Source organism: Methanobrevibacter sp. AbM4 (assembly GCF_000404165.1).
Classification (GTDB): Archaea; Methanobacteriota; Methanobacteria; order Methanobacteriales; family Methanobacteriaceae; genus Methanarmilla; species Methanarmilla boviskoreani.
Genome location: NC_021355.1, coordinates 1,665,001 through 1,684,461 on the forward strand (window position 1 = coordinate 1,665,001; position 19,461 = coordinate 1,684,461).

A 19,461-nucleotide genomic window follows, 5' to 3' on the forward strand; every position below is an offset into this window, starting at 1 on the left:
CATTCGCTGTAGCTGGTTCCCCAGAAGACTTTGTACCAAAAATTGAAAACTTAGCTGAAATGGGAGTAACCCAATACGTAGCTGGTTCACCTGTAGGTAAAGACGTAGAAGAATCTATTAAATTATTAGGAGACGTAATTAACAGTTTCTAAATTTAATTTATTCTTTTTTCTTTTTTTTACTTTTTTTAAATATTGCTTTTACAATTTAATAACTATCTAAACTATTTTTATAAATAACACATTATCTAGAATTAAATCTTATTTTAAACTAATTACTAAAATTCAGATTATTTAATAAAAATATAAAATCATTAAAAATTAATAAAAAAACCTTAAAAGATCCTGTTTTATATTTAAGTATTATTTAATCTAAAATTGAATTTTATCCAATTTTCAACCAATTAAGAAAACATTGAAGTTTTAATATTATACTCTTCAGCAATCTTTGAGATTCTTCTTAAAAGATTATTTTGATATGATGTTGGAGGGTAATTATTGTATTTAGAAGTTTTCTTATTAAAGAAAAGATCCTTAGTATCCTCATAATGTTCTGGATAATATCTCTTAATCAAATTAAAATATTTAACTCTTGAATCATTTAACCCGTTACCAAATAAGGACATTGAACCTGGAACAATATAATCAATTCCAATATCCGAAAAAATAGCCATAGTTTTGTTTAACTCATTATTAGAATCAGCTATAAACGGTAAAATGGGCATAAAGGATACACCTACCTTAAAATCATTATTTTTCAAAATCTTAATAGCATCTAATCGTCTTTTAATAGAAGGAGCACTTGATTCAAATATCTTTCTTTGATTTTCATCTAATGTAGAAAAAGAAAAGGAAACATAAACCTTAGTATCCAAGTCAAGGTCATCCGGTAAATTAGTTGATGGCTGGTTAATTTTTTTTAAGATATCAGTATCCCTCAATACCAAATCAGATTTTGTAAGAATATGTACAGGAAAATGAAATCTATTAACTAATTTTAATAAATCACGGGTGAGATATAGTTCACTTTCAATATCCTGATATGGATCCGTTGCAGAACCAAAACAAACAAATCCCTTTTTATTATTTTTAACCAATTTCTTTAACTCGGATTTTGTGAGTTCTATTGCATTAGATTTAACATAATAAGAATCAGTACTACCGGCATATTTACTGCCATTAATATAACAATAACTACAATTAAAAGAGCATCCCAAATATGGGTTAATTGTAAAATCTTCAAGAAACAATTTCCTTTCATTATTTCTTTTAGTAAAAATTGATTTTACCTCCCTGGATTTAAAACCATATTTTTTCAATACCTTTGATATATCATCAAAATAACCAATAATAATAACACTACCAATTTTGCTTAAAATTTAATATTTATTAAATACTAAATAAATTATATAACAATTAATATCTATAAATATATTATTTAATTATAAAAAATATAAAATTTATTTTGATTTATTATTTAAGTGGTTTATATGGAGATTCAACAATTAACTAAAGAGATAAGAGACAATGCTACAGCAAGAGCAAAACCTAAAGTACCTGAACAAGTATCTACCAGTTGGTATAATGAGGATTTATTATATTCAGGCCCTGGTAAAACTATATTTTTAATACTTGCAACGGAAGGATGTAGTTGGGCATTAGGTCCTAGTGGCGGATGTACAATGTGCAGTTATATTAATGATTGTACTTTAGAACCTGTTACAAGTGACAAGATTGTTGAATTATTTAAAAAAGAAATGGAAAAACACCCTTACAAAGAAGATTATAGAAATGGGGATAAAATAGCTATAAAGATTTTTGCATCAGGTAGTTTCTTAAACCCTAAAGAAGTTCCAAAAGAAGCACGTGATGAGATTCTCCAAATATTAAAGAACACTGATGAGATTAGCGAAATTGTTATTGAAACACGTCCGCAATATGTAACTGAAGAGGCCATTGATGAAGTATTTAATATTATTGGAGACAAATTATTTGAGGTAAGTATGGGTCTTGAAACCTATAATGACCATACAAGATTATACAATATCAATAAAGGTTTTACAAAAGCAGATTTTGAAAAAGCAGTAAACATTATTAAAAAAGCAAGGAAAGAGAAGAACTACAATATTAAAGCAAAACCTTATATCTTTGTAAAACCGATTCTTTTATCTGAAAAAGAGGCAATAGATGAGGCAATAGAAACTGGAATCTATGCTGAGAGCATTGGTGTTGACAGACTGTCATTTTGTCCTGCAACAATACATGGAGGAACATTAATTGAGAGATTGTGGAGAAAAGGATCATATCAACCACCATGGATTTGGTCTACTGTATACATAATCAACACAATAAGAGATGAAGTCTCCATACCTTCCTTAATGGACACATCAGCATTTGGTTCTAGAAGGGGACCATACAATTGTAAAAAATGTAGTAAAGACCTTAAAAATATGATTATAGAATCCAACATCGCCCAATCCAAGATTGAATATGATTGTGACTGTAAAAATCAATGGTTAGCAGAGGTTAAAACTGGAAATATTAATAGATCAGAAAATAGAATTAATCACTTACCATTATACTAATTTATAAAACTTATAAAAAAATTAGTAATAATTTTAAATTAATAAAAACAAATAAATAGTTTAAATCATTGAATTTAATCTCATAGATTATAATTTTTTAAAAGATTGGAGGAAAAAAATGAAGAATGAAATCATGAGTATTATAGCATTAATACTTGGGATTATTTTAATTGCCTTTCCAATACTTGGATATATTGGTGTAAATTCAATATGTGGCTTATCTATCCTTTTAATTGCAATATATTTACTTCTAAGTGGAGTAAATGAAGTAGATTATCAATTTGTAAAGAGCATACTTAATACAATAATCGGTTTAATATTATTAATTATAAGTATATTTATATTATTTAATCCAAATTTAATAAGTTCCTTTAATGGAATAATCCCATATCTTGTTGGAATATTCCTAATAATAATTGGATTGATAGGAATAATTAGTGATAGAGAAAGTAAATATGGATTTTATATAGGAATCCTTGGAATAGTATTAGGTTTAGTATATTTAATAATTGTATTATTCATGTCAAATCAAATTATTCTTGGTTCAATTGTTGGAATATGGTTAATTATTTGTGGATTATTAAAATTTATAGATAGATATTAATCTTTAAATTTTATAATCCTTCAATGATTATCATATATTAATTTACAGAATAGAAAAAACTCTTTTTAAAACTTTTATAAAATGTTGTTCAAAATTATAAAACTCATTTTACAGATCAAAATTAAAAAAAAATGATTTAAAAAAAATAGAAATTAAATTAATAGATTTTACATTATTTTACATCATTAAACTTATCCCTTGCTGCTTTTGTCATGAAATTCTTTTTGCCCTTAGGGGAAATTTTATCTAAAAACTCCAAAGCCTCATCCATCTCTTCCACCTTTCTATTGGAATTTTTATAGGAATTTCTAATTCTTGATTTTGATTTTTCCTCAAATGTCTCCCCCTCGGTTAAGGATAGAATTTCAAATAGCTGATCCACCATACCGATTTCCTTAGAAGCCTCATAAGCCTCCATTAAAACAGCAGAAACCCCTTTAGTATATAAGCTTCTTAAAGTTTTTAATGTAGAAACATCACCTGGTTTATTACTTACAATCATTATATTCAAACCATAATTATTTAGAATAGCTAAATCCCCACTACGTTGACCTGAGAAAAGTATAGTTGTAGAATCATTAGACACTTTGCCTATAATTGCACCGTCAACAAACATGTTTCTCATATCTACATCCTCTTGTTTTTTAAAAAAACTATGTTTCTCTTCTATTTTAGGCAATGTTTCCTGAGGTTTTTCAAATAATTGTGACATTTTCAATGTTGTATCTGGAGATACATTATTTAGATCAATATAAATTCCATTATCCATTAATTTAGAAACTTTTTTGGCAACATTCAATGCATTGGCAGGTGAATTAGCGGAAATGACTACATCAGAACCCTTCACTAAAGCATCATATGAATCTATAATCTGTACATCGGATTTAATAGCCCTAATATTAGTTTTCTCACTTCTACCTTTAACAACTGTTACTGTTTGAATGCCATTTCTTGAAAGTATATTGGATATTGTTGATGATACTTCACCAAAACCTATAAATCCAACAATCAATTTTAAACCTCCACAATCAATTTTAATCCTAATAAGTTAAATTTCCAATTAATCTTATTAAAGTTCAAGATATAAACAAATCAAACCATTAACCCCATAAAAACAGATTAAAGTTTAAGATAATCGGATTTAAGTAGAAACATCTCCCCTAAATTTATACCAATTAAGTTAGCGGATACGGGACATTTAGCACAGGCAAGATAAAATACATCTTTATCCTTTAAATCCAATTCAGTTAGACCCTCAAAATTTCCAAGACCTTTTGAAATAATAAAATCTGCATCATCAAAGATTTCTCTAAAATCATCTGAGAATTCATGATATACCACTCCAACTGTATCCTCACCGGTACTTACTATATCTGCATATTCATCTAAACCTGCACTAAGTGCATCTTCCATACATGCATCATTTACTATTGGTTTCTCCTTAACTGCAAGTGTAATATTCACCCCGTAAGATTTAATTTTCCAAAGTAATATCCTATCAAATACAATCTCACCTGCATTATCTACCAGATATAAAACATCATCATGTTTGTTTAATGCTTCCTCCAATAAATCTGTTTGATTAATCTTAAGGTCCTTCTTTAAACTTTCTTTAATTAATGATTCAAAATCGGTATCCAAGCCATATGCACCAAAATCAATTATATTTCCTACAATAGCTATCTTTACACAGGTCTCCAGTGAATCGTCTTTTTTTAAAATATTTTCCACATCATCCATGAAACTTAATGCCATTTCATTAGACTGCTTTTTCTGTAGTTTATAAGGGTCCTCACATCCTGTGAGTTCTTTAATTAATCTGTGAACTTTAGAACCGGTCCAGTTAGAATTAGCACCCCTTTTATATTCCTTTGCCAATAGTTTAAATACTTCAGAGATAATATCCAATTTAAAATCTTCATCATTAGTTATTACATCTAAGGCATCCTTAGATTGACGTAGAAAACAAGGCCCACATTCATAATTAACTTTAATATTATCACCATAATTTTAATTATGTTATATGGTATATTATTTAAAATATTAAAAGTTTAATAAAATGTGAAAAATTAGAGAATAATTAAGAATAAAATTAGATAAAAATAGCTAAATTATATGCATTTATAAAATCTAAGAAGATTAAAGATAATATGGAATTATCCCCCATAAATGATTTGGATAATCTTTATTTCATCACCATCATGAATCTCAGATTCTTCAACTACAATATCCCCATTTTGTTTTGGAACAATTGTTTCTGAAGAAATGTCTAAATCATCCAAAAGATTCTGAATTGTATATTTACCATTTAACTCTCTTTCTTCTTTTTTATCTTTATATATAACAGTATATGACATCTATTAATTTCTCCTTATAGATAATAATTCTAAATTATAATAACAATAGTTAATTTATTTTTCTTTTTATATAATAATTATTAGGCAGATTTCAGTTTAGGAATATTCAAGTAATAAAATAAGTTATTTAAAAACTTAAAAAAAAGGTTTAGATTATAAGATAATAATTAAAAAACTAAAAAATATTATAATTGAACCCTATGACCTAACTCTTTTAAAAAAGTACAAACCCTACAAAGTTCATTAGATGACGGCTCGCCACAAATGGCACAATCACCCTGATGAAATTCAGGAGGATAATTCTCCTTTACAAGGGGTTTAAGTTTATCATAACCTTTAATTACAGAATACATCATGGTCGGATGATCTTTAGTTAAGTCTTTTAAAATATTTCCGACTTCCATTCTAAAAGATTCCTGAGCATATGGACATCCTGCAAGATGAATATCCAAACCTTTCGCCAAAGCATACAAACCTACTTCCTTTTCCGGGATTTCCCTTAAAGGTTTAATCTTAGGTGTAAATTTAGGACTTTTAGAAGTGGTAAGAGCACCTAATGAAGATAAGTTATTAATGTTACCCTCCAAATAATTCATTAAAACGGCTTGGGACTCATCATCAAGATTATGACCTGTTGCTATTTTATCAGCCCCAAACTCCCTTGCAGTACGATTAATAATCCAACGTCTAAACACACCACAATAAGTACATGACCCCCTATGATTGTCGGTTTTCATTATCTCATCCAAATCAATACCAAAACAATCCTTAAATGAGACAACCTTATGTTCAATTCCTAAACGTTTGGCATGAGATATGGCAATGTCCACACCTTCATTCCTATAACCTTTAATCCCCTCATCAATAGTTACAGCACATAAATCAATAACATGTCTTTCCCTATAACTATTTAGAATATCCAAAGTTACCACACTATCCTTACCACCGGATAATGCAACCATAACTTTATCACCTTTATTAAGTAATTTTTCACGCCTAATTGTTTGTTGAACCTTTTTGTCCACACTTTTAATGAAACAATCAGCACATAAAGATTGGCCTGACTGTTTACGTGTAATTATAACATTAGGATTTCCACATTTTGTACATACACTCATAATTATCACAGAATTTTTAAATAATTTGATAAGTTAAAATGTTTCTATTAAATATAGATTTTTATATGTTTTAGTTTATTATTAAATATAGTTTTAGAAGATTAAACTTTAAAAAAAGTTAAAAAAGACCAATATTAATGCATATCCATTACAAAATCTGCCAATTGATTTAAAGTATTTACTTCATATACCTTAGCACCAGCATCCTCATATAATGATACACAACTATCTGCAATATCCCACTTATTTCTATCTTCTGGATTCAATATAATAACTTTCTTAGAAAGTTTAACCATTTGACGTACTAAATCGGTACTAGCTTGAACGCCATTTACCTTAGGACCTGCCCAATCACGACAATCAGATAATATAACAATATAAGTTTTGTTTGAAATATCAGCCTGTTTTATAAATGAATTAAAAGCCCTATACATATCTGATGTACCATGTACCATAGCATTTTTAATACGAATATCTTTAACCTTTACAAAGGCATCAAAAAGGTAATTTGATTTTAAAGCTTCAGTGGTTTCAACGGTTTTATTATCAAATTCAAATGTTCTTGAATCTTTAAATGCTGTTTGGCATGAATACATTAACATGAAAAACCAACTACTGATCCACTCACATGATCCACTAATGTCATCCAGGAAAAGATGCTGATTTTTATGAGGTCTTGGTTTAGCTTTTACTAAATCTATTGTTGTACCGCCATATTTTAGATTGGTCCTAATAGTTCTTCTAATATCAATCTTATTAGTTTTAGCCTGATTTTCTCGTCTTGAACGTTTATTAGCAATACGACGTCCTAATTCTTGACATAATTCCAACATACGTGGTTCAAATTGATTAATTTTTGTTAAGTCCTTATTAAGCAGTTCAGAATCACGTTCCAAATCGTCATCACTTTCATGAAGTGGAGGGGTACCCAGATACTCCGCCATTTCTAATTTATTTTTAAATTTACTATTTACATGAGCTTTTGGAGCTTTCTTATTCTTAACAACTCTCATTTTATTAGAGCCAGAACGATAATTCCTAGGCATTTTAGTGGATTCCTGCTCTACAGATTTTAAAGATTTCTTCTCTTTAAAGACTTCATCAAATTGTTTATTGAATTTAGGAATATCATATTTATTTTTAACATAAACAGATCTAAGAGCTTGTTTTAAAAGTTCCTTATTGTTTGTATCTAATAAATCACAGGTATCCATTGCTGTTTGAGTAGTACGAATACTTACAGCCATGCCCTCATCTCTTAAATTATTAGATAATTCAACAATTTGATCTACTTCTATCATAGCAACCACATTACAATAAATTCTAATCTCATTATAAAAAAAAATATTAAATAAAGAATTACTAGATTAACTTTCCTATTCTATACTAAGTTAAATAAAAAATTAATCTTTTAAGACTTCTTTTAATACCTTTTCCTTATCAGATTTATTTTTAACTACTGAACCAATACTCTGTTTAAGTGCTTCATCCTGACTGTCCATATTTAAATTAAGAACGGATCTTACCCAATCAACACTACCCCTTACAGAAGGTTTCTTTAAAAGATTTAATTTTCTAATTCTATGTACCAACTCTACAACCTTAGTGATTAAATCATCATCTGCTTCGGGGACTTTTCTTTTAACAATCTTAACTTCCCTTTCCACAGAAGGATATGAAATATATAAGAATAAACATCTGTCTTTTGTTTCATCAAGTAACATTCTTTGAGAGTTTGAAGTCAAAATAACTATTAAATCATTTTTAAGGGGAAATGTTCCCAAATCATTAACAGTGATCTCCTTTTCACCTAAAGCTTGAAGTAAAAAACTTTCAACTTCCTCGTCTGCTTTGTCTATCTCATCAATAAGTAAAACTGAATCCTTTTCAGTGGAAAAAGCAGAAAGTAAAGGTCTTTTTATAAAATATTCGTCCTGGAATATATCTGTAGAAATATCCTTGGATTTGCCCTTAATGGCTTCCAATTCTAACAATTGTTTCTGATAATTCCATTCACCAACAATCTGTTCAAAAGTTATACCTTCATAACATTGGATTCTGAAGAAGTTTCTGCCTAAAGATTTTGCAACGGTTTTTGCAAGTTCAGTTTTTCCAACACCTGGAGGTCCTTCAATTAATATAGGTTTATTTAAAGCCAATGATAAATAAACAGTGGTGGTTATCTCAGAATCTGAGACATAGTTGTTTTCCAATAAACCTTTGTTTATATCGTCAATGTTTATATTTTCCATAGAATAACCTTTAATAAAAATAAATTAATACAACAATAAATGATTTATAATTTCTATTTAATATAATATTATTAAAATAAAATTTTTAAATAAAATTAAAATCATATTTTATAATAATAATTATATTCTAAATCTTAAAAACTTAATGAAAAATTTAAAAGAAATTCAAAATATTAAGAAATGGATTTAATATTCCAATCCTAAAAACTTAATGAAAATTTGAAAAATAATCCGATGAAAGTTTTAAGAAAAATACAATTTACAAAAATAAATAATTAAAGGTATAATATGAATAGAAAGACATTGATGAGTGGAATTATTATCTTAATAATCATCATTGCAGGACTTATTGTATTTACAGTTAATAATAATGATCAAAGTGTAAGCAATAATAATACTGCAAATCTTACAGGTAAAAATACAACTATTAACGGTTACACTTGTATGATACCTGATAATTATCAGAACGGTTGTGTAACTAGTAAAACAGGTTATGATTTATATGGGACTAGTAATGACAGTCTATATATAACGGTTTACAATAATGATGGTGATGGAGATAATATGTATAATAATGACTATGCATATTTTGCAGAGGGAGAAAACAATCAGGATACTGGGTTAAGTACTGAAAACACGACAGTTAATGGTCACAATATATATTATGTAAGCTTACACTCCAATACAAGAGGGGATTATAGATTGGCATTCTTTTCAGTCAACAGCAAAAGAGTTATGATTGAATGGTTAGGCAATAATATAAACCCCGATATTCAAAATATAATCAACAGTTTTTATGCTTTAAATTAATTTAAATAATTTATTAATAAATTTAAAATCAATTAAAATTTTAAAAAAAGTAAAATTTCCAAATAAAAGATTAACAAAAGATTAATATTATATTATACATAAAAAATATAATAATAAAATAATAATTAAGGGAATGAAAAATATGGAAAATGAAGACATTATCATAATTGTTCTCGTAATTGCAATTATAGCTGTTGCTGGTGCTACAGTATTTGCTATGAACTCCCAAGGAGACATGGAAGTTAATAATACTACTAACAGCACAACAAGCAATTTAACCGTTAATAATACAACTAACACTACTCCTGACACAACTAGTGGTTCTAGTGATTCCGGTTCTGTATCAAGTGATAATGGTTACTATAGTACAGATAGTTCTAGTTCAGGTTATGAATCTGGAAGTAGTTACTCAGATTCCGAATCAAGTGATTACAGCCAAGACAGTGGTAGTCAATCTTCTGATTCAGGATATGAACATGGTCATGGAGATACCTACGACCAGCCATATACTGGTTAATTAAATTATTCATTTAGAGTAATCTTACTCTAAATTTTTTAACTATTTTTTAAAATTTTCTTTTTATATACAATAACAACTATTTTTAACATCTTTAAAATCAGTTTTAAATCTTAATGGATTTTCAATACTTAAAAAATATATTAAAAAATAAGTAATTTTAAGGTTTATCTAAATAAAGAACATCTTTAAATTTAAAACCTAAATAAAAAAAGTATATGAGATTTAAATAAAAGAAATTCCCAAAATATTGGTAACTATTTAAATTTCAATATATACCCCATAAGACAATTTAAAATATTCTAAAAATAAGTTATTTTGAACTAAATTGAATATATAGAGAAATAAATATGAATAAATCAATTAATCTTCATTAAAATTAATTGGTTTATCGAATAATTCGAAGTCCTGAACATACTCCTTTCCTGTAATCATTGCTATTTGGGCCTTCTGTAACTCAGAACCTAAATAAGCTGCATGATCCATTCTAGAAACCAAACCCTGTTTTACAAGCTCATCATAAATTTCTTTAGGATATTTACCTTCTACAACAATATCCGGAACTGTTTTCTTAAAATGAGTAACAATAATACTTCTATCTTCAAGATTTTCAGCATAATTAACCCTTATTTTAAAACTACCTGCACGGTCAAGTATAAAACGTTTAGATTCCTTAGCAATTATATGTTTAATATTTGATTGATCCTCATACATTTCTTCACCCAATATATCCGCTCTTTGTTTTTTATCTTTAAATCTTAATAGATTAATTCCTAAATCCTTAGGTATTGAAGACCTATGCTTTGCAAGAAACATCATCTTGCTTGCAATAGCTAACTCATATACACTACCCTCATTTTTACCACTCTCCTCAGGAGTGAACAAAACAGATGCACCTATTTCCATTGCAATACCTGCAAGTAATGCATTGGCTCCAGTTGAATCAGTATCCAATAACTCAGTTACATTTCCTACACCGAAAAATAAGGGATAGGGATTATTTTCCTTAAATTTTTTACATGCAATAAGTGAATCAGTAATACTGCTACTGTTTACAGGATCCAATATTAAGTCTGCAATGAAATCAATAGGTTCGTCTTCAGGGGAATATTTGCTACAATATCCAATTAACTCATCAATATATTCAAGTCTCTCATCAACTGTATGTGGAACCTTATTTACAGCAAAATTAGTTGGAAGAAGCACAGCCGGAACATCATATTTCTTAAGTAAAGGTACAAGTTCCTTAGCATGACCTAAATCCACACTTAAAACCAAATCAATACCATTTTCAACGGCAACCTTAATTTCATTAGGGTTTAAAGTATCTATACTTAAAGGTCTATCTCCAACAATAGGTCTTAAAGTTTTAATTAAATCAGGAATCATATCAGAATTATCTTCACCAGCGGCCATTCCAATGTCAATCATGTCGGAACCGCTTTCAACAAAGTGTTTTGCCTTTTTAATCAAACGTTCTTTTGGAAGAGATGGAGCATTTGCAATCTCGGATAACACCCTAATAGGAAAATCTTCACCTACAGCCAATTTACCTACCAATATGTTATTAGGCTTTTTAAGTAATTCCTCCCTTTTTTGAGAATCGCTTTCGAAATCTTTAATAAAATTAAATGCTCTTTTTCTTTTTTCCTCTTCAATTAAACGATCTGCAGGTTTATCAGTGGCGAGATTTAGATTATCTATTAAATCTATAACCACTCCTAAGTCAGCACAATCGGTAGGTCCTTTAAAAGTAGGAATATTCAATTCTTCAGCGATTTTATCGGTAGATCTTCTAATTAAACCTGGAACTAAAATCACATCAACAGTATCTAATTGATCTTGAATATTATTTTTTATTTCTTTAATAATTTGATTAGGTGTTAAAAAGGCCGCTATTTGAGTATTTGCTTTATGGACAATAACTTCTTTATTTGAATCTTTAACAATATCCAAAATTGCAGGATAAGCTAAATTTCCAGTTATAATGAGTATTTTCATAATATAACCCCTTAATAAATATAATATTATTATTTTAGATTACAAATTATATAACTTTTTTTAAATAAACCAACAATTTATGAATCTAATTAAAAAATTCTGGTTCTAATATTTTAATTTTTTCCAGATAAAAGAAAATAGAAAAATCTAATTTTAAAAATTAAAATAGACTTGAAAAATAAAAATAAAGATTATTAAAAATAGAATATTTAAATTTTAAAAAAAAAACAATAGAATTAAAAAAAAACAAAAACTAGTGATTAACTATTTCTTCTAAAGAGATTGTTAAAGAATCCTTTAATTTTATCTGATGTGGATAAAACCTCCTCAGGATGTACATCGTCATCAGCATGCTTCATAAAGTAATCTTGAGCTGAAAGTAATTCGACACCCCTCATTACTTTAGAATAATTGCCATTAGAGTCTATGTAACAAGCTTTAACATTATCCTGAAGATAAATATTTAAATCATTTAAAATTCTCTGTTTTATATTAGGATCATAGATTGGAAATGCAATTTCAACCCTTTTATTCATGTTCCTAGTCATTAAATCTGCACTTGATAAATAAATCTCAGTATTTTCAGGATCTCTGAAACAATAGATTCTTGAATGTTCTAAAAACCTACCTACAATACTAATAACCTCAATATTATCCGTTGAACCAGGAATTCCTGGAACAATACAACAGATACCACGAATAATCATTTTAATTTTTACACCTGCTTGAGAGGCCTCATGTAATTTATCGATCATCTGCCTATCTGTTAGGGAATTCATTTTCATAATAATGGTAGTGGGAACATTCTTATTTGCAAGTTCAATAGACCTATCAATTTTTTTAATTAGATTCTGTTTAAGTGATGTTGGAGCTACCAGGAAATGATCATATTTACCGTCTAAATTGGAAATAGCTAAATTCTTAAAGAATAAAACAGCATCCTTTCCAAATTCCTCATCGGCAGTAAGTAATGCATAATCGGTATAGATTTTACAGGTTTTCTCATTATAGTTACCTGTACCTAACTGAGTTATGTAATGGATTTTATTATCCTCATCTTTTCTGACAATAAGACAAATTTTTGAGTGTACCTTATATTTCTCATAACCATAGATAACCTTTGCACCTGCATTCTCTAAGAGCTCAGCATAATAAATATTATGGCTTTCATCAAAACGAGCTTTTAATTCCATCAAAACTGTAACATTTTTACCATTTTCAATAGCTTCAAGTAAATATTTTATAACCTTTGAATCATTAGCTAAACGATAGATAGTCATTTTAATGGATAATACATTTTCATCATTTGCAGCCTCTTTTAATAATTTTAAAAATATATCAAAAGATTGGTATGGATAATTAAGTAGAATATCCTTATGTTGGATAATATCCATTAAACGATTATTCTTATACAAAGAGTTAAATTTGGATTCATATGGGGGATAGGAAATTTGATCAAATATCTCAGGCTCCACATGTTCAAGCTTATCATAAACATCCCTTACATAAGTCATTTTAAGAGGTGACTGGGATATAAAAACCTGCTCCTTTGTAATGTTTAATTTTTTGATTAAAAATTTTTCCAGATCATCATCATGGTATCTATAAAATTCAAGTCTAATAGGTGCAAGACGATTCCTCTTTTTAAGAATCTTCTTCATATAACCCCTGTAATCTTCATCCTCATCAGGCTTATTTGTAGACAAGTTTATATCTGCGTTACGTGTTACACATACAACTGTCTTAAAATCAATCTGATAGGTTGAGAAGATTTCATTAGCATATTCATAGATTAAATCCTCAATCAACATATATCTCATAGAGGATTCCGGTGAGAATACAACATTAGGTAAACTATCAGGTATTGGTATAATACCATATACCTTATTTTTTTTACCATCAGTACTTGTCATTGCAATAATAATATTTAATGAATTATTGACTAAATGAGGAAAAGGATGTTGAGGATCTATTATCTGTGGAGACAATACGGGAAATACATAATCAAAGAAATATTTATTATAATAGGTAGTTTCTTTCTCATGTAAATCTGCAAATCTTAATAATTTAATATTGTTTTTCTCAATAAGCTTAGTTTCAACCTTATTAAAGATATCATCTTTTCTTTTATATAGTCTCCTAGTTTCTTCATAAATATGATCCAATTGTTCCTGTGGACTCATTCCTGACTTATTATCAATATCATTCTTCTTAACCAAGGTCAAATCGTAAAGTGAACCACACCTTATCATATAAAATTCATCTAAATTACTAACAAAGATAGAGATAAAATTTAATCTTTCAAATAAAGGAACAGTGTTATCGTCAGCCTCTTCTAAAACCCTTTCATCAAATTTAAGCCAGGATAATTCCCTGTTTTGGGTAAAACTGTAATCTCTCATTTTTTTACCTTTCTTTGAATGTTTTTTATTCTTTTTATTCTTCTTTTCATCTTTGGACATTTACATTCCTCTATAAATTATATATAAATAAATAAATCGAATTCAATAGAATTCTGTACGAAATATGACTAGTTGATATTCTCTAATCAAAGAATTATTAAATTGATATAACATTATATCATCATAACTAGTTCAGTGAAAATAAATCTCAGGATTTTTTATAGCATTACAATAATTAAGTCAATAATTAATAATTAATTATCTTGATATTTTTTAAAAACGTTTTCTATAAAGAATCCTTCCCTTACACCACATTTACTAACATGTATCTCTTTACAATTAAAATATTGAGTTAAAACTTTAAATATTAACAAACCTGGAACAACAGTATGAATCCTACTTGGTTTTGTATGTAAAATTATATCATAGGTAGACCTATCATTATAGGATAAATCCTCCTCCAAGCTAGGAAGTAGATTAACATCAATAGAATCCTTTTTATCCTTTAAATCCAAATCAATTAAAATATTGTTTATAGCCCTAATACTTCCACCTACACCACACATGCAAGGAATTTCTTTATCATATTTGATATTAAGTTTCTTGATTTCTTTTAATATTCTCTCTTCAATCTTAATTTTCTCATCTTTATTTGGAACAATCTGAGAAACATATTCATTAAACAGATTTAAAGAACCTATTGGCATACTGTATTCTTCGAGAACATCACCATGTTCAAATATAATAATCTCAGTACTGCCTCCTCCAGAATCAATCAGAACCCCATCCTTAAGATCATAATCCTGCTGGGCTCCAATATAACTTAATTCCGCTTCATCTTCAGAAGGCAGAATTTGTATTTCAATTCCTGTTTTATCCTTAACATATTTTACTATTTCCTCAGAATTCTTAACATTTCTAATTGAAGCCGTTGTAAATGCAGTGAAATCCGTAATGTTCAAAACATTTAAATCCTTTTGCATTCTTTCCAAAAGATGAACAAGCTTATTAATTGCATGTTTAGGTAACTTATTTTTTTTAACATAAGCAATTAAACCTAAAGTTTCCTTCTCAGAAAAGATTTTCTTAAAACGTTCCTTATTATAAGAATAAACATTCATCCGAACAGTATTTGAACCAATATCTATAACTCCATATAACATTCATACACCTAAAAATTATTTATATATAATATATTATTATATAAGAAAATTTCAATATTTAAAACTATACTTTTTGTGAATAAAATTTCAATTAATGAGAAATAAATGAAAGTCAATCCTAAAAAGCCACAAATCAATTTAATATATATTTCTATAAATTAAAAAAATTTACTAAATAATTAGAAAGATAACACACTAACTAAAAAGTGTATAAACATCATACAAAAGATTACTCAAAAAAAATATTATTTTCAAAAATATTAAAAAAATCACAATATTTGAAATTCTATTAAGTACATAATTAAATAAAGTTTCTAAAAATAATTAAATAATTAAAAAAATGCCATTAAAAATAAGTTCTCTTCATTAAAAATCATATCAGGACATATGAAAATTGCAGATTATTCTTCCCGAAATTGTAATGGAGAAAATTAAGAATCATCCTTTTAAATTAAATTATAATTATAGATTAAGTATTTAAATAAGGTAAAAATTAGATTATAAAAACTGAAATATTAATTAAACAGCAATAATATTTCTGAATAAAAACACATATAAATTCCAATTTTCAAATACTATTTTTATACAATATAGAAAAATTTTAGACACCCGACTTAGAAAAGATTTAAATAGAAAATTTAGAAATTTATATATTTATAACGATTATACATGATAAATCTAAATATTTATATACTTTGAATTTATAATGATTATACATGATAGATATACTAAGTTTATCATGAAAAAAATTATTTTTATATGAATTATCTTGTATTAGATAATTTTTATTCAATCATCATAAATAAAATGGAGGAAAGATAATGATTGAAATTCGCTTTCACGGACGTGGAGGTCAAGGTGCTGTAACTGCAGCTGAAATTTTAGCTAAAGCAGCATTTGAAGATGGTAAATATAGTCAAGCATTCCCATCATTTGGTGTAGAAAGAAGGGGTGCACCAGTATCTGCCTTCACAAGAATCGACGAAAAACCAATTGAACTTAGATACCAAATTTATAATCCAGATCATATTTTAGTTCTTGATGACGGATTAGCAAACGTAGTAGACATTTACTCAGGTATTAAGGAAAATAGTGATGTTGTAATCAACACACACAAGGATATTAGCAGTGATAAAATACCTGTACATAAGATAGATGCAACTAAAATTGCATTAGATGTTTTAGGAAGACCAATTGTAAATACAATTATTTTAGGTTACTTTGCTAAAAAATCTGGTGTTGTAAGTATTGAATCATTAGAAAAAGTAATTAAAGATGTTTTCCCAGGTAAAGTTGGAGAAAAAAACGTAAGAGCTGTAAGAGAAGCTTACGAAATGGATTAAATTTAAGGTGATTGAAAATGATGACCTCAGTAGGATGTACTAATAACCAACCTGGAAGTACAGTTAAAAATAAAACAGGTAGTTGGAGAACATTTAAACCAATATCTGACAGAGAAAAATGTGTTGAATGTTTCAATTGTTACATATTCTGTCCAGAAGGTTGTATTGATACAGAATTTAATATTGATTATGATTATTGTAAAGGCTGCGGCATATGTAAAAATGAATGTCCAGTTAATGCTATTGAAATGGAAATTGATGAATAAAAAAATTAAGGAGAATCATTAATGACTAAAAAAGTTATGACTGCAACAGCTGCAATTTCTAATGCAGTAAAATTAGCAAAACCAGCTGTTATTCCCGTTTATCCTATTACACCAATGACTACAGTAGCTGAGTATATTGCAGATTACGTAGCAAATGGTGAACTTGATACTGAATTTATTAGAGTAGAATCAGAACACAGTGCAATGAGTGCTGCTATAGGTGCAAGTAGTACAGGAGTTAGAACATTTACAGCTACTTCATCACAAGGATTAATGTATATGCATGAGGTTTTATTTGCAGCAGCAGGTATGAGAGCACCTATCGTTATGGGTGATGCAAATAGATCTATCTCAGCACCATTATGTATTATGAATGATCAACAAGATTCAATTGCTCAAAGGGATTCTGGTTGGATGCAAATTTATGCAAAAGACGGACAAGAAGCATTAGACATGACATTAATCTCATATAAAGTTGCAGAGAATGAAAATGTCCTATTACCATCCATGGTATGTATTGATGGATTTATTATTACACATACTAACGAGGCAGTAGATGTTCCGGAACAAGAACAAGTAGATAAATTCCTACCACCATATGTTCCAAAATACTCATACCTAGATCCAGAAGATCCTGTAACAGTCGGAAGTTTCACAGATTCAAACTATTATATTGAAGCAAGACATGCAATTCAAGTAGCTATGGACAAATCTGAAGAGGTATTTGAAGAGGCATTTAAAGAATTTGAAGAAATATTTGGAAGAAAACACGATTTAATTGAAACCTACAAAACCGAAGATGCAGATATAATATTTGTAAGTTTTGGTTCTGTATGCAGTACAATTAAAGTTATGATTGATGAAATGCGTGAAAAAGGAGAGAAAGTAGGGCTTGTAAGAGCAGTTACTTACAGACCATTCCCTGCTAAAAAAATCCAAGAGGCAATCAAGAATGCTAGTAAAGTAGCAGTTGTTGAGAAGGATATAAGCTTCGGAATTGGTGGAGCTTTATATGAAGACATGAAATCAACAATGGACTGTGATACTGAGATTTATGATTTCATTATTGGATTAGGTGGTAGAGATATTACTCCAGATACAATCTACGAGATTTTAGAGAAAACTAAAAATCCAACAGAAAAAGTTAATTGGATAGGATTAGAGGAGGATGAGTAAAATGGATATACCTAAAGAAGAACTCTTTGCACCAGGACACAGAGGTTGTGCAGGTTGTGGAGCAGCTATTGGTGCAAGACTTGCACTTAAAGCATCAGGTAAAAACACTGTAGCTATCTGTGCAACCGGATGTCTTGAAGTTATGACTACACCATATCCGGAAACAGCTTGGAGAGTACCATTTGTACATGTTGCATTTGAAAACGCAGGTGCAGTAGCAAGTGGTGTTGAAAGAGCACTTAAAAGCCAAGGAAAAGAAGACACTCATGTTATAGCATTTGGTGGAGATGGAGGAAGTGTAGATATTGGTTTACAATCCATTTCTGGAGCTATGGAAAGAGGACATAACATTACCTACATCTGTTATGATAATGAAGCATACATGAATACAGGTATTCAAAGAAGTGGAGCAACTCCATGGGGTGCATCAACCACTACCTCACCTGCAGGTAGTGAAAGTTTTGGTGAAGATAAACCTAAGAAGAATATGCCTATGATTATGGCTGCCCATGGAATTCCATATATTGCAACTGCCTCAATCGCATATCCTGAGGATTATATGAAAAAAGTTAAAAAAGCAGTTGAAACAAAAGGTCCTGCTTACATCCATTTAAACCAACCATGTACTACTGGTTGGGGATTTGATCCTTCAAAAACAATTGAATTAGGTAGATTAGGTGTAGAAACAGGATTCTGGCCATTATATGAAATTGAAAATGGAGAATTCAAAGTAACCTACAGACCAACAGAAAGAAAACCTGTTGTAGAATACTTAAAAGCTCAAAAAAGATTCAAACACTTAGACGAAGAACATGTCCAAATGATACAAGATTATGTTAACAACCAATGTGAAGAATTAGGAATCTGA

At 28.6% G+C, this 19,461-nt stretch carries 19 protein-coding genes (1 of these 19 only partly in view); 9 read left to right on the forward strand and 10 right to left on the reverse strand.

Translation table 11 applies throughout. The annotated features are described in order from the left end of the window. Positions 1-152 carry the end of a 5,10-methylenetetrahydromethanopterin reductase gene (mer, locus tag ABM4_RS07055; RefSeq protein WP_016358989.1) on the forward strand. The gene continues 814 nt to the left of window position 1, outside the view, so only the last 152 of its 966 coding nucleotides appear in the window; its start codon lies off the left edge, out of view; its stop codon occupies positions 150-152. A gap of 251 nt (positions 153-403) precedes the next feature. On the opposite strand, the gene ABM4_RS07060 is transcribed toward mer, so the two are convergent. Further along, positions 404-1,318: a radical SAM protein gene (locus ABM4_RS07060; RefSeq protein ID WP_016358990.1), complete on the reverse strand. Its 915-nt coding sequence runs from the start codon at positions 1,316-1,318 to the stop codon at positions 404-406. A gap of 171 nt (positions 1,319-1,489) precedes the next feature. Here ABM4_RS07060 and ABM4_RS07065 point away from each other — a divergent pair, with 171 nt between their 5' ends. Further along, positions 1,490-2,584: an archaeosine biosynthesis radical SAM protein RaSEA gene (locus ABM4_RS07065; protein WP_016358991.1), complete on the forward strand. Its 1,095-nt coding sequence runs from the start codon at positions 1,490-1,492 to the stop codon at positions 2,582-2,584. Positions 2,585-2,702: 118 nt separating this feature from the next. After that, positions 2,703-3,188, forward strand: coding sequence for a DUF308 domain-containing protein (locus ABM4_RS07070; protein WP_016358992.1), 486 nt, complete (start codon positions 2,703-2,705; stop codon positions 3,186-3,188). Positions 3,189-3,360: 172 nt separating this feature from the next. Here ABM4_RS07070 and ABM4_RS07075 read toward each other — a convergent pair whose 3' ends face one another. The 6 genes from ABM4_RS07075 to ABM4_RS07100 all read right to left on the reverse strand — a co-directional run bounded on the left by ABM4_RS07075 (position 3,361) and on the right by ABM4_RS07100 (position 8,915). After that, positions 3,361-4,200: an NAD(P)-binding domain-containing protein gene (locus ABM4_RS07075; RefSeq protein ID WP_016358993.1), complete on the reverse strand. Its 840-nt coding sequence runs from the start codon at positions 4,198-4,200 to the stop codon at positions 3,361-3,363. A 107-nt stretch (positions 4,201-4,307) separates the two neighbouring features. Then, the gene (locus ABM4_RS07080) at positions 4,308-5,183 is read right to left on the reverse strand and encodes a DUF89 domain-containing protein (protein ID WP_040682029.1); all 876 of its coding nucleotides are present in this window, start codon (positions 5,181-5,183) and stop codon (positions 4,308-4,310) included. 161 nt (positions 5,184-5,344) lie between these two features. Then, on the reverse strand, positions 5,345-5,545 hold the full coding sequence (gene thiS, locus ABM4_RS07085) for a sulfur carrier protein ThiS (protein ID WP_016358995.1): 201 nt from the start codon (positions 5,543-5,545) through the stop codon (positions 5,345-5,347). A gap of 185 nt (positions 5,546-5,730) precedes the next feature. After that, the gene (locus tag ABM4_RS07090) at positions 5,731-6,663 is read right to left on the reverse strand and encodes a TIGR00269 family protein (protein WP_016358996.1); all 933 of its coding nucleotides are present in this window, start codon (positions 6,661-6,663) and stop codon (positions 5,731-5,733) included. A gap of 134 nt (positions 6,664-6,797) precedes the next feature. After that, positions 6,798-7,964, reverse strand: a complete 1,167-nt coding sequence (locus ABM4_RS07095; RefSeq protein ID WP_016358997.1) for a VWA domain-containing protein — start codon at positions 7,962-7,964, stop codon at positions 6,798-6,800. A gap of 102 nt (positions 7,965-8,066) precedes the next feature. Continuing rightward, a complete protein-coding gene (locus ABM4_RS07100; RefSeq protein WP_016358998.1) occupies positions 8,067-8,915 on the reverse strand; it encodes a MoxR family ATPase in 849 nt (282 codons plus the stop codon). A 288-nt stretch (positions 8,916-9,203) separates the two neighbouring features. Here ABM4_RS07100 and ABM4_RS07105 point away from each other — a divergent pair, with 288 nt between their 5' ends. Further along, positions 9,204-9,725, forward strand: coding sequence for a hypothetical protein (locus ABM4_RS07105; protein ID WP_016358999.1), 522 nt, complete (start codon positions 9,204-9,206; stop codon positions 9,723-9,725). A 142-nt stretch (positions 9,726-9,867) separates the two neighbouring features. Further along, positions 9,868-10,242: a hypothetical protein gene (locus tag ABM4_RS07110; protein WP_016359000.1), complete on the forward strand. Its 375-nt coding sequence runs from the start codon at positions 9,868-9,870 to the stop codon at positions 10,240-10,242. Between the two features lie 363 nt (positions 10,243-10,605). On the opposite strand, the gene ABM4_RS07115 is transcribed toward ABM4_RS07110, so the two are convergent. From ABM4_RS07115 to ABM4_RS07125, 3 genes are all read right to left on the reverse strand, one after another. Further along, positions 10,606-12,243, reverse strand: a complete 1,638-nt coding sequence (locus ABM4_RS07115) for a dihydropteroate synthase-like protein (protein WP_016359001.1) — start codon at positions 12,241-12,243, stop codon at positions 10,606-10,608. A gap of 260 nt (positions 12,244-12,503) precedes the next feature. Continuing rightward, positions 12,504-14,705 (reverse strand): polyphosphate kinase 1, encoded by a 2,202-nt coding sequence (gene ppk1, locus ABM4_RS07120; protein ID WP_016359002.1) that lies wholly within the window; start codon positions 14,703-14,705, stop codon positions 12,504-12,506. Between the two features lie 194 nt (positions 14,706-14,899). Beyond that, positions 14,900-15,808: an exopolyphosphatase Ppx gene (locus ABM4_RS07125; RefSeq protein ID WP_016359003.1), complete on the reverse strand. Its 909-nt coding sequence runs from the start codon at positions 15,806-15,808 to the stop codon at positions 14,900-14,902. 821 nt (positions 15,809-16,629) lie between these two features. Here ABM4_RS07125 and ABM4_RS07130 point away from each other — a divergent pair. Genes ABM4_RS07130 through porB form a run of 4 tightly spaced genes read left to right on the forward strand, consistent with a single transcriptional unit; the run spans position 16,630 to position 19,461 of the window. Then, positions 16,630-17,151: a pyruvate ferredoxin oxidoreductase subunit gamma gene (locus ABM4_RS07130; RefSeq protein WP_016359004.1), complete on the forward strand. Its 522-nt coding sequence runs from the start codon at positions 16,630-16,632 to the stop codon at positions 17,149-17,151. A 20-nt stretch (positions 17,152-17,171) separates the two neighbouring features. Further along, entirely contained in the window at positions 17,172-17,417 is a 246-nt protein-coding gene (porD, locus tag ABM4_RS07135; RefSeq protein ID WP_040682039.1) for a pyruvate synthase subunit PorD, read from the forward strand. Between the two features lie 21 nt (positions 17,418-17,438). Further along, a complete protein-coding gene (porA, locus tag ABM4_RS07140; protein WP_016359006.1) occupies positions 17,439-18,593 on the forward strand; it encodes a pyruvate synthase subunit PorA in 1,155 nt (384 codons plus the stop codon). A gap of 1 nt (position 18,594) precedes the next feature. Then, positions 18,595-19,461 carry a pyruvate synthase subunit PorB gene (gene porB, locus ABM4_RS07145; RefSeq protein WP_016359007.1) on the forward strand — a complete coding sequence of 289 codons (867 nt, stop codon included), beginning with the start codon at positions 18,595-18,597 and terminating at the stop codon, positions 19,459-19,461.

Bases quoted from the DNA above. Each gene is read 5' to 3' on its own strand.
- ABM4_RS07065 (WP_016358991.1), top strand. From the start codon at position 1,490: ATGGAGATTCAACAATTAACTAAAGAGATAAGAGACAATGCTACAGCA.
- ABM4_RS07070 (WP_016358992.1), top strand. From the start codon at position 2,703: ATGAAGAATGAAATCATGAGTATTATAGCATTAATACTTGGGATTATT.
- thiS (WP_016358995.1), bottom strand. From the start codon at position 5,545: ATGTCATATACTGTTATATATAAAGATAAAAAAGAAGAAAGAGAGTTA.
- ABM4_RS07090 (WP_016358996.1), bottom strand. From the start codon at position 6,663: ATGAGTGTATGTACAAAATGTGGAAATCCTAATGTTATAATTACACGT.
- ABM4_RS07095 (WP_016358997.1), bottom strand. From the start codon at position 7,964: ATGATAGAAGTAGATCAAATTGTTGAATTATCTAATAATTTAAGAGAT.
- ABM4_RS07100 (WP_016358998.1), bottom strand. From the start codon at position 8,915: ATGGAAAATATAAACATTGACGATATAAACAAAGGTTTATTGGAAAAC.
- ABM4_RS07105 (WP_016358999.1), top strand. From the start codon at position 9,204: ATGAATAGAAAGACATTGATGAGTGGAATTATTATCTTAATAATCATC.
- ABM4_RS07110 (WP_016359000.1), top strand. From the start codon at position 9,868: ATGGAAAATGAAGACATTATCATAATTGTTCTCGTAATTGCAATTATA.
- ABM4_RS07115 (WP_016359001.1), bottom strand. From the start codon at position 12,243: ATGAAAATACTCATTATAACTGGAAATTTAGCTTATCCTGCAATTTTG.
- ppk1 (WP_016359002.1), bottom strand. From the start codon at position 14,705: ATGTCCAAAGATGAAAAGAAGAATAAAAAGAATAAAAAACATTCAAAG.
- ABM4_RS07125 (WP_016359003.1), bottom strand. From the start codon at position 15,808: ATGTTATATGGAGTTATAGATATTGGTTCAAATACTGTTCGGATGAAT.
- ABM4_RS07130 (WP_016359004.1), top strand. From the start codon at position 16,630: ATGATTGAAATTCGCTTTCACGGACGTGGAGGTCAAGGTGCTGTAACT.
- porD (WP_040682039.1), top strand. From the start codon at position 17,172: ATGACCTCAGTAGGATGTACTAATAACCAACCTGGAAGTACAGTTAAA.
- porA (WP_016359006.1), top strand. From the start codon at position 17,439: ATGACTAAAAAAGTTATGACTGCAACAGCTGCAATTTCTAATGCAGTA.
- porB (WP_016359007.1), top strand. From the start codon at position 18,595: ATGGATATACCTAAAGAAGAACTCTTTGCACCAGGACACAGAGGTTGT.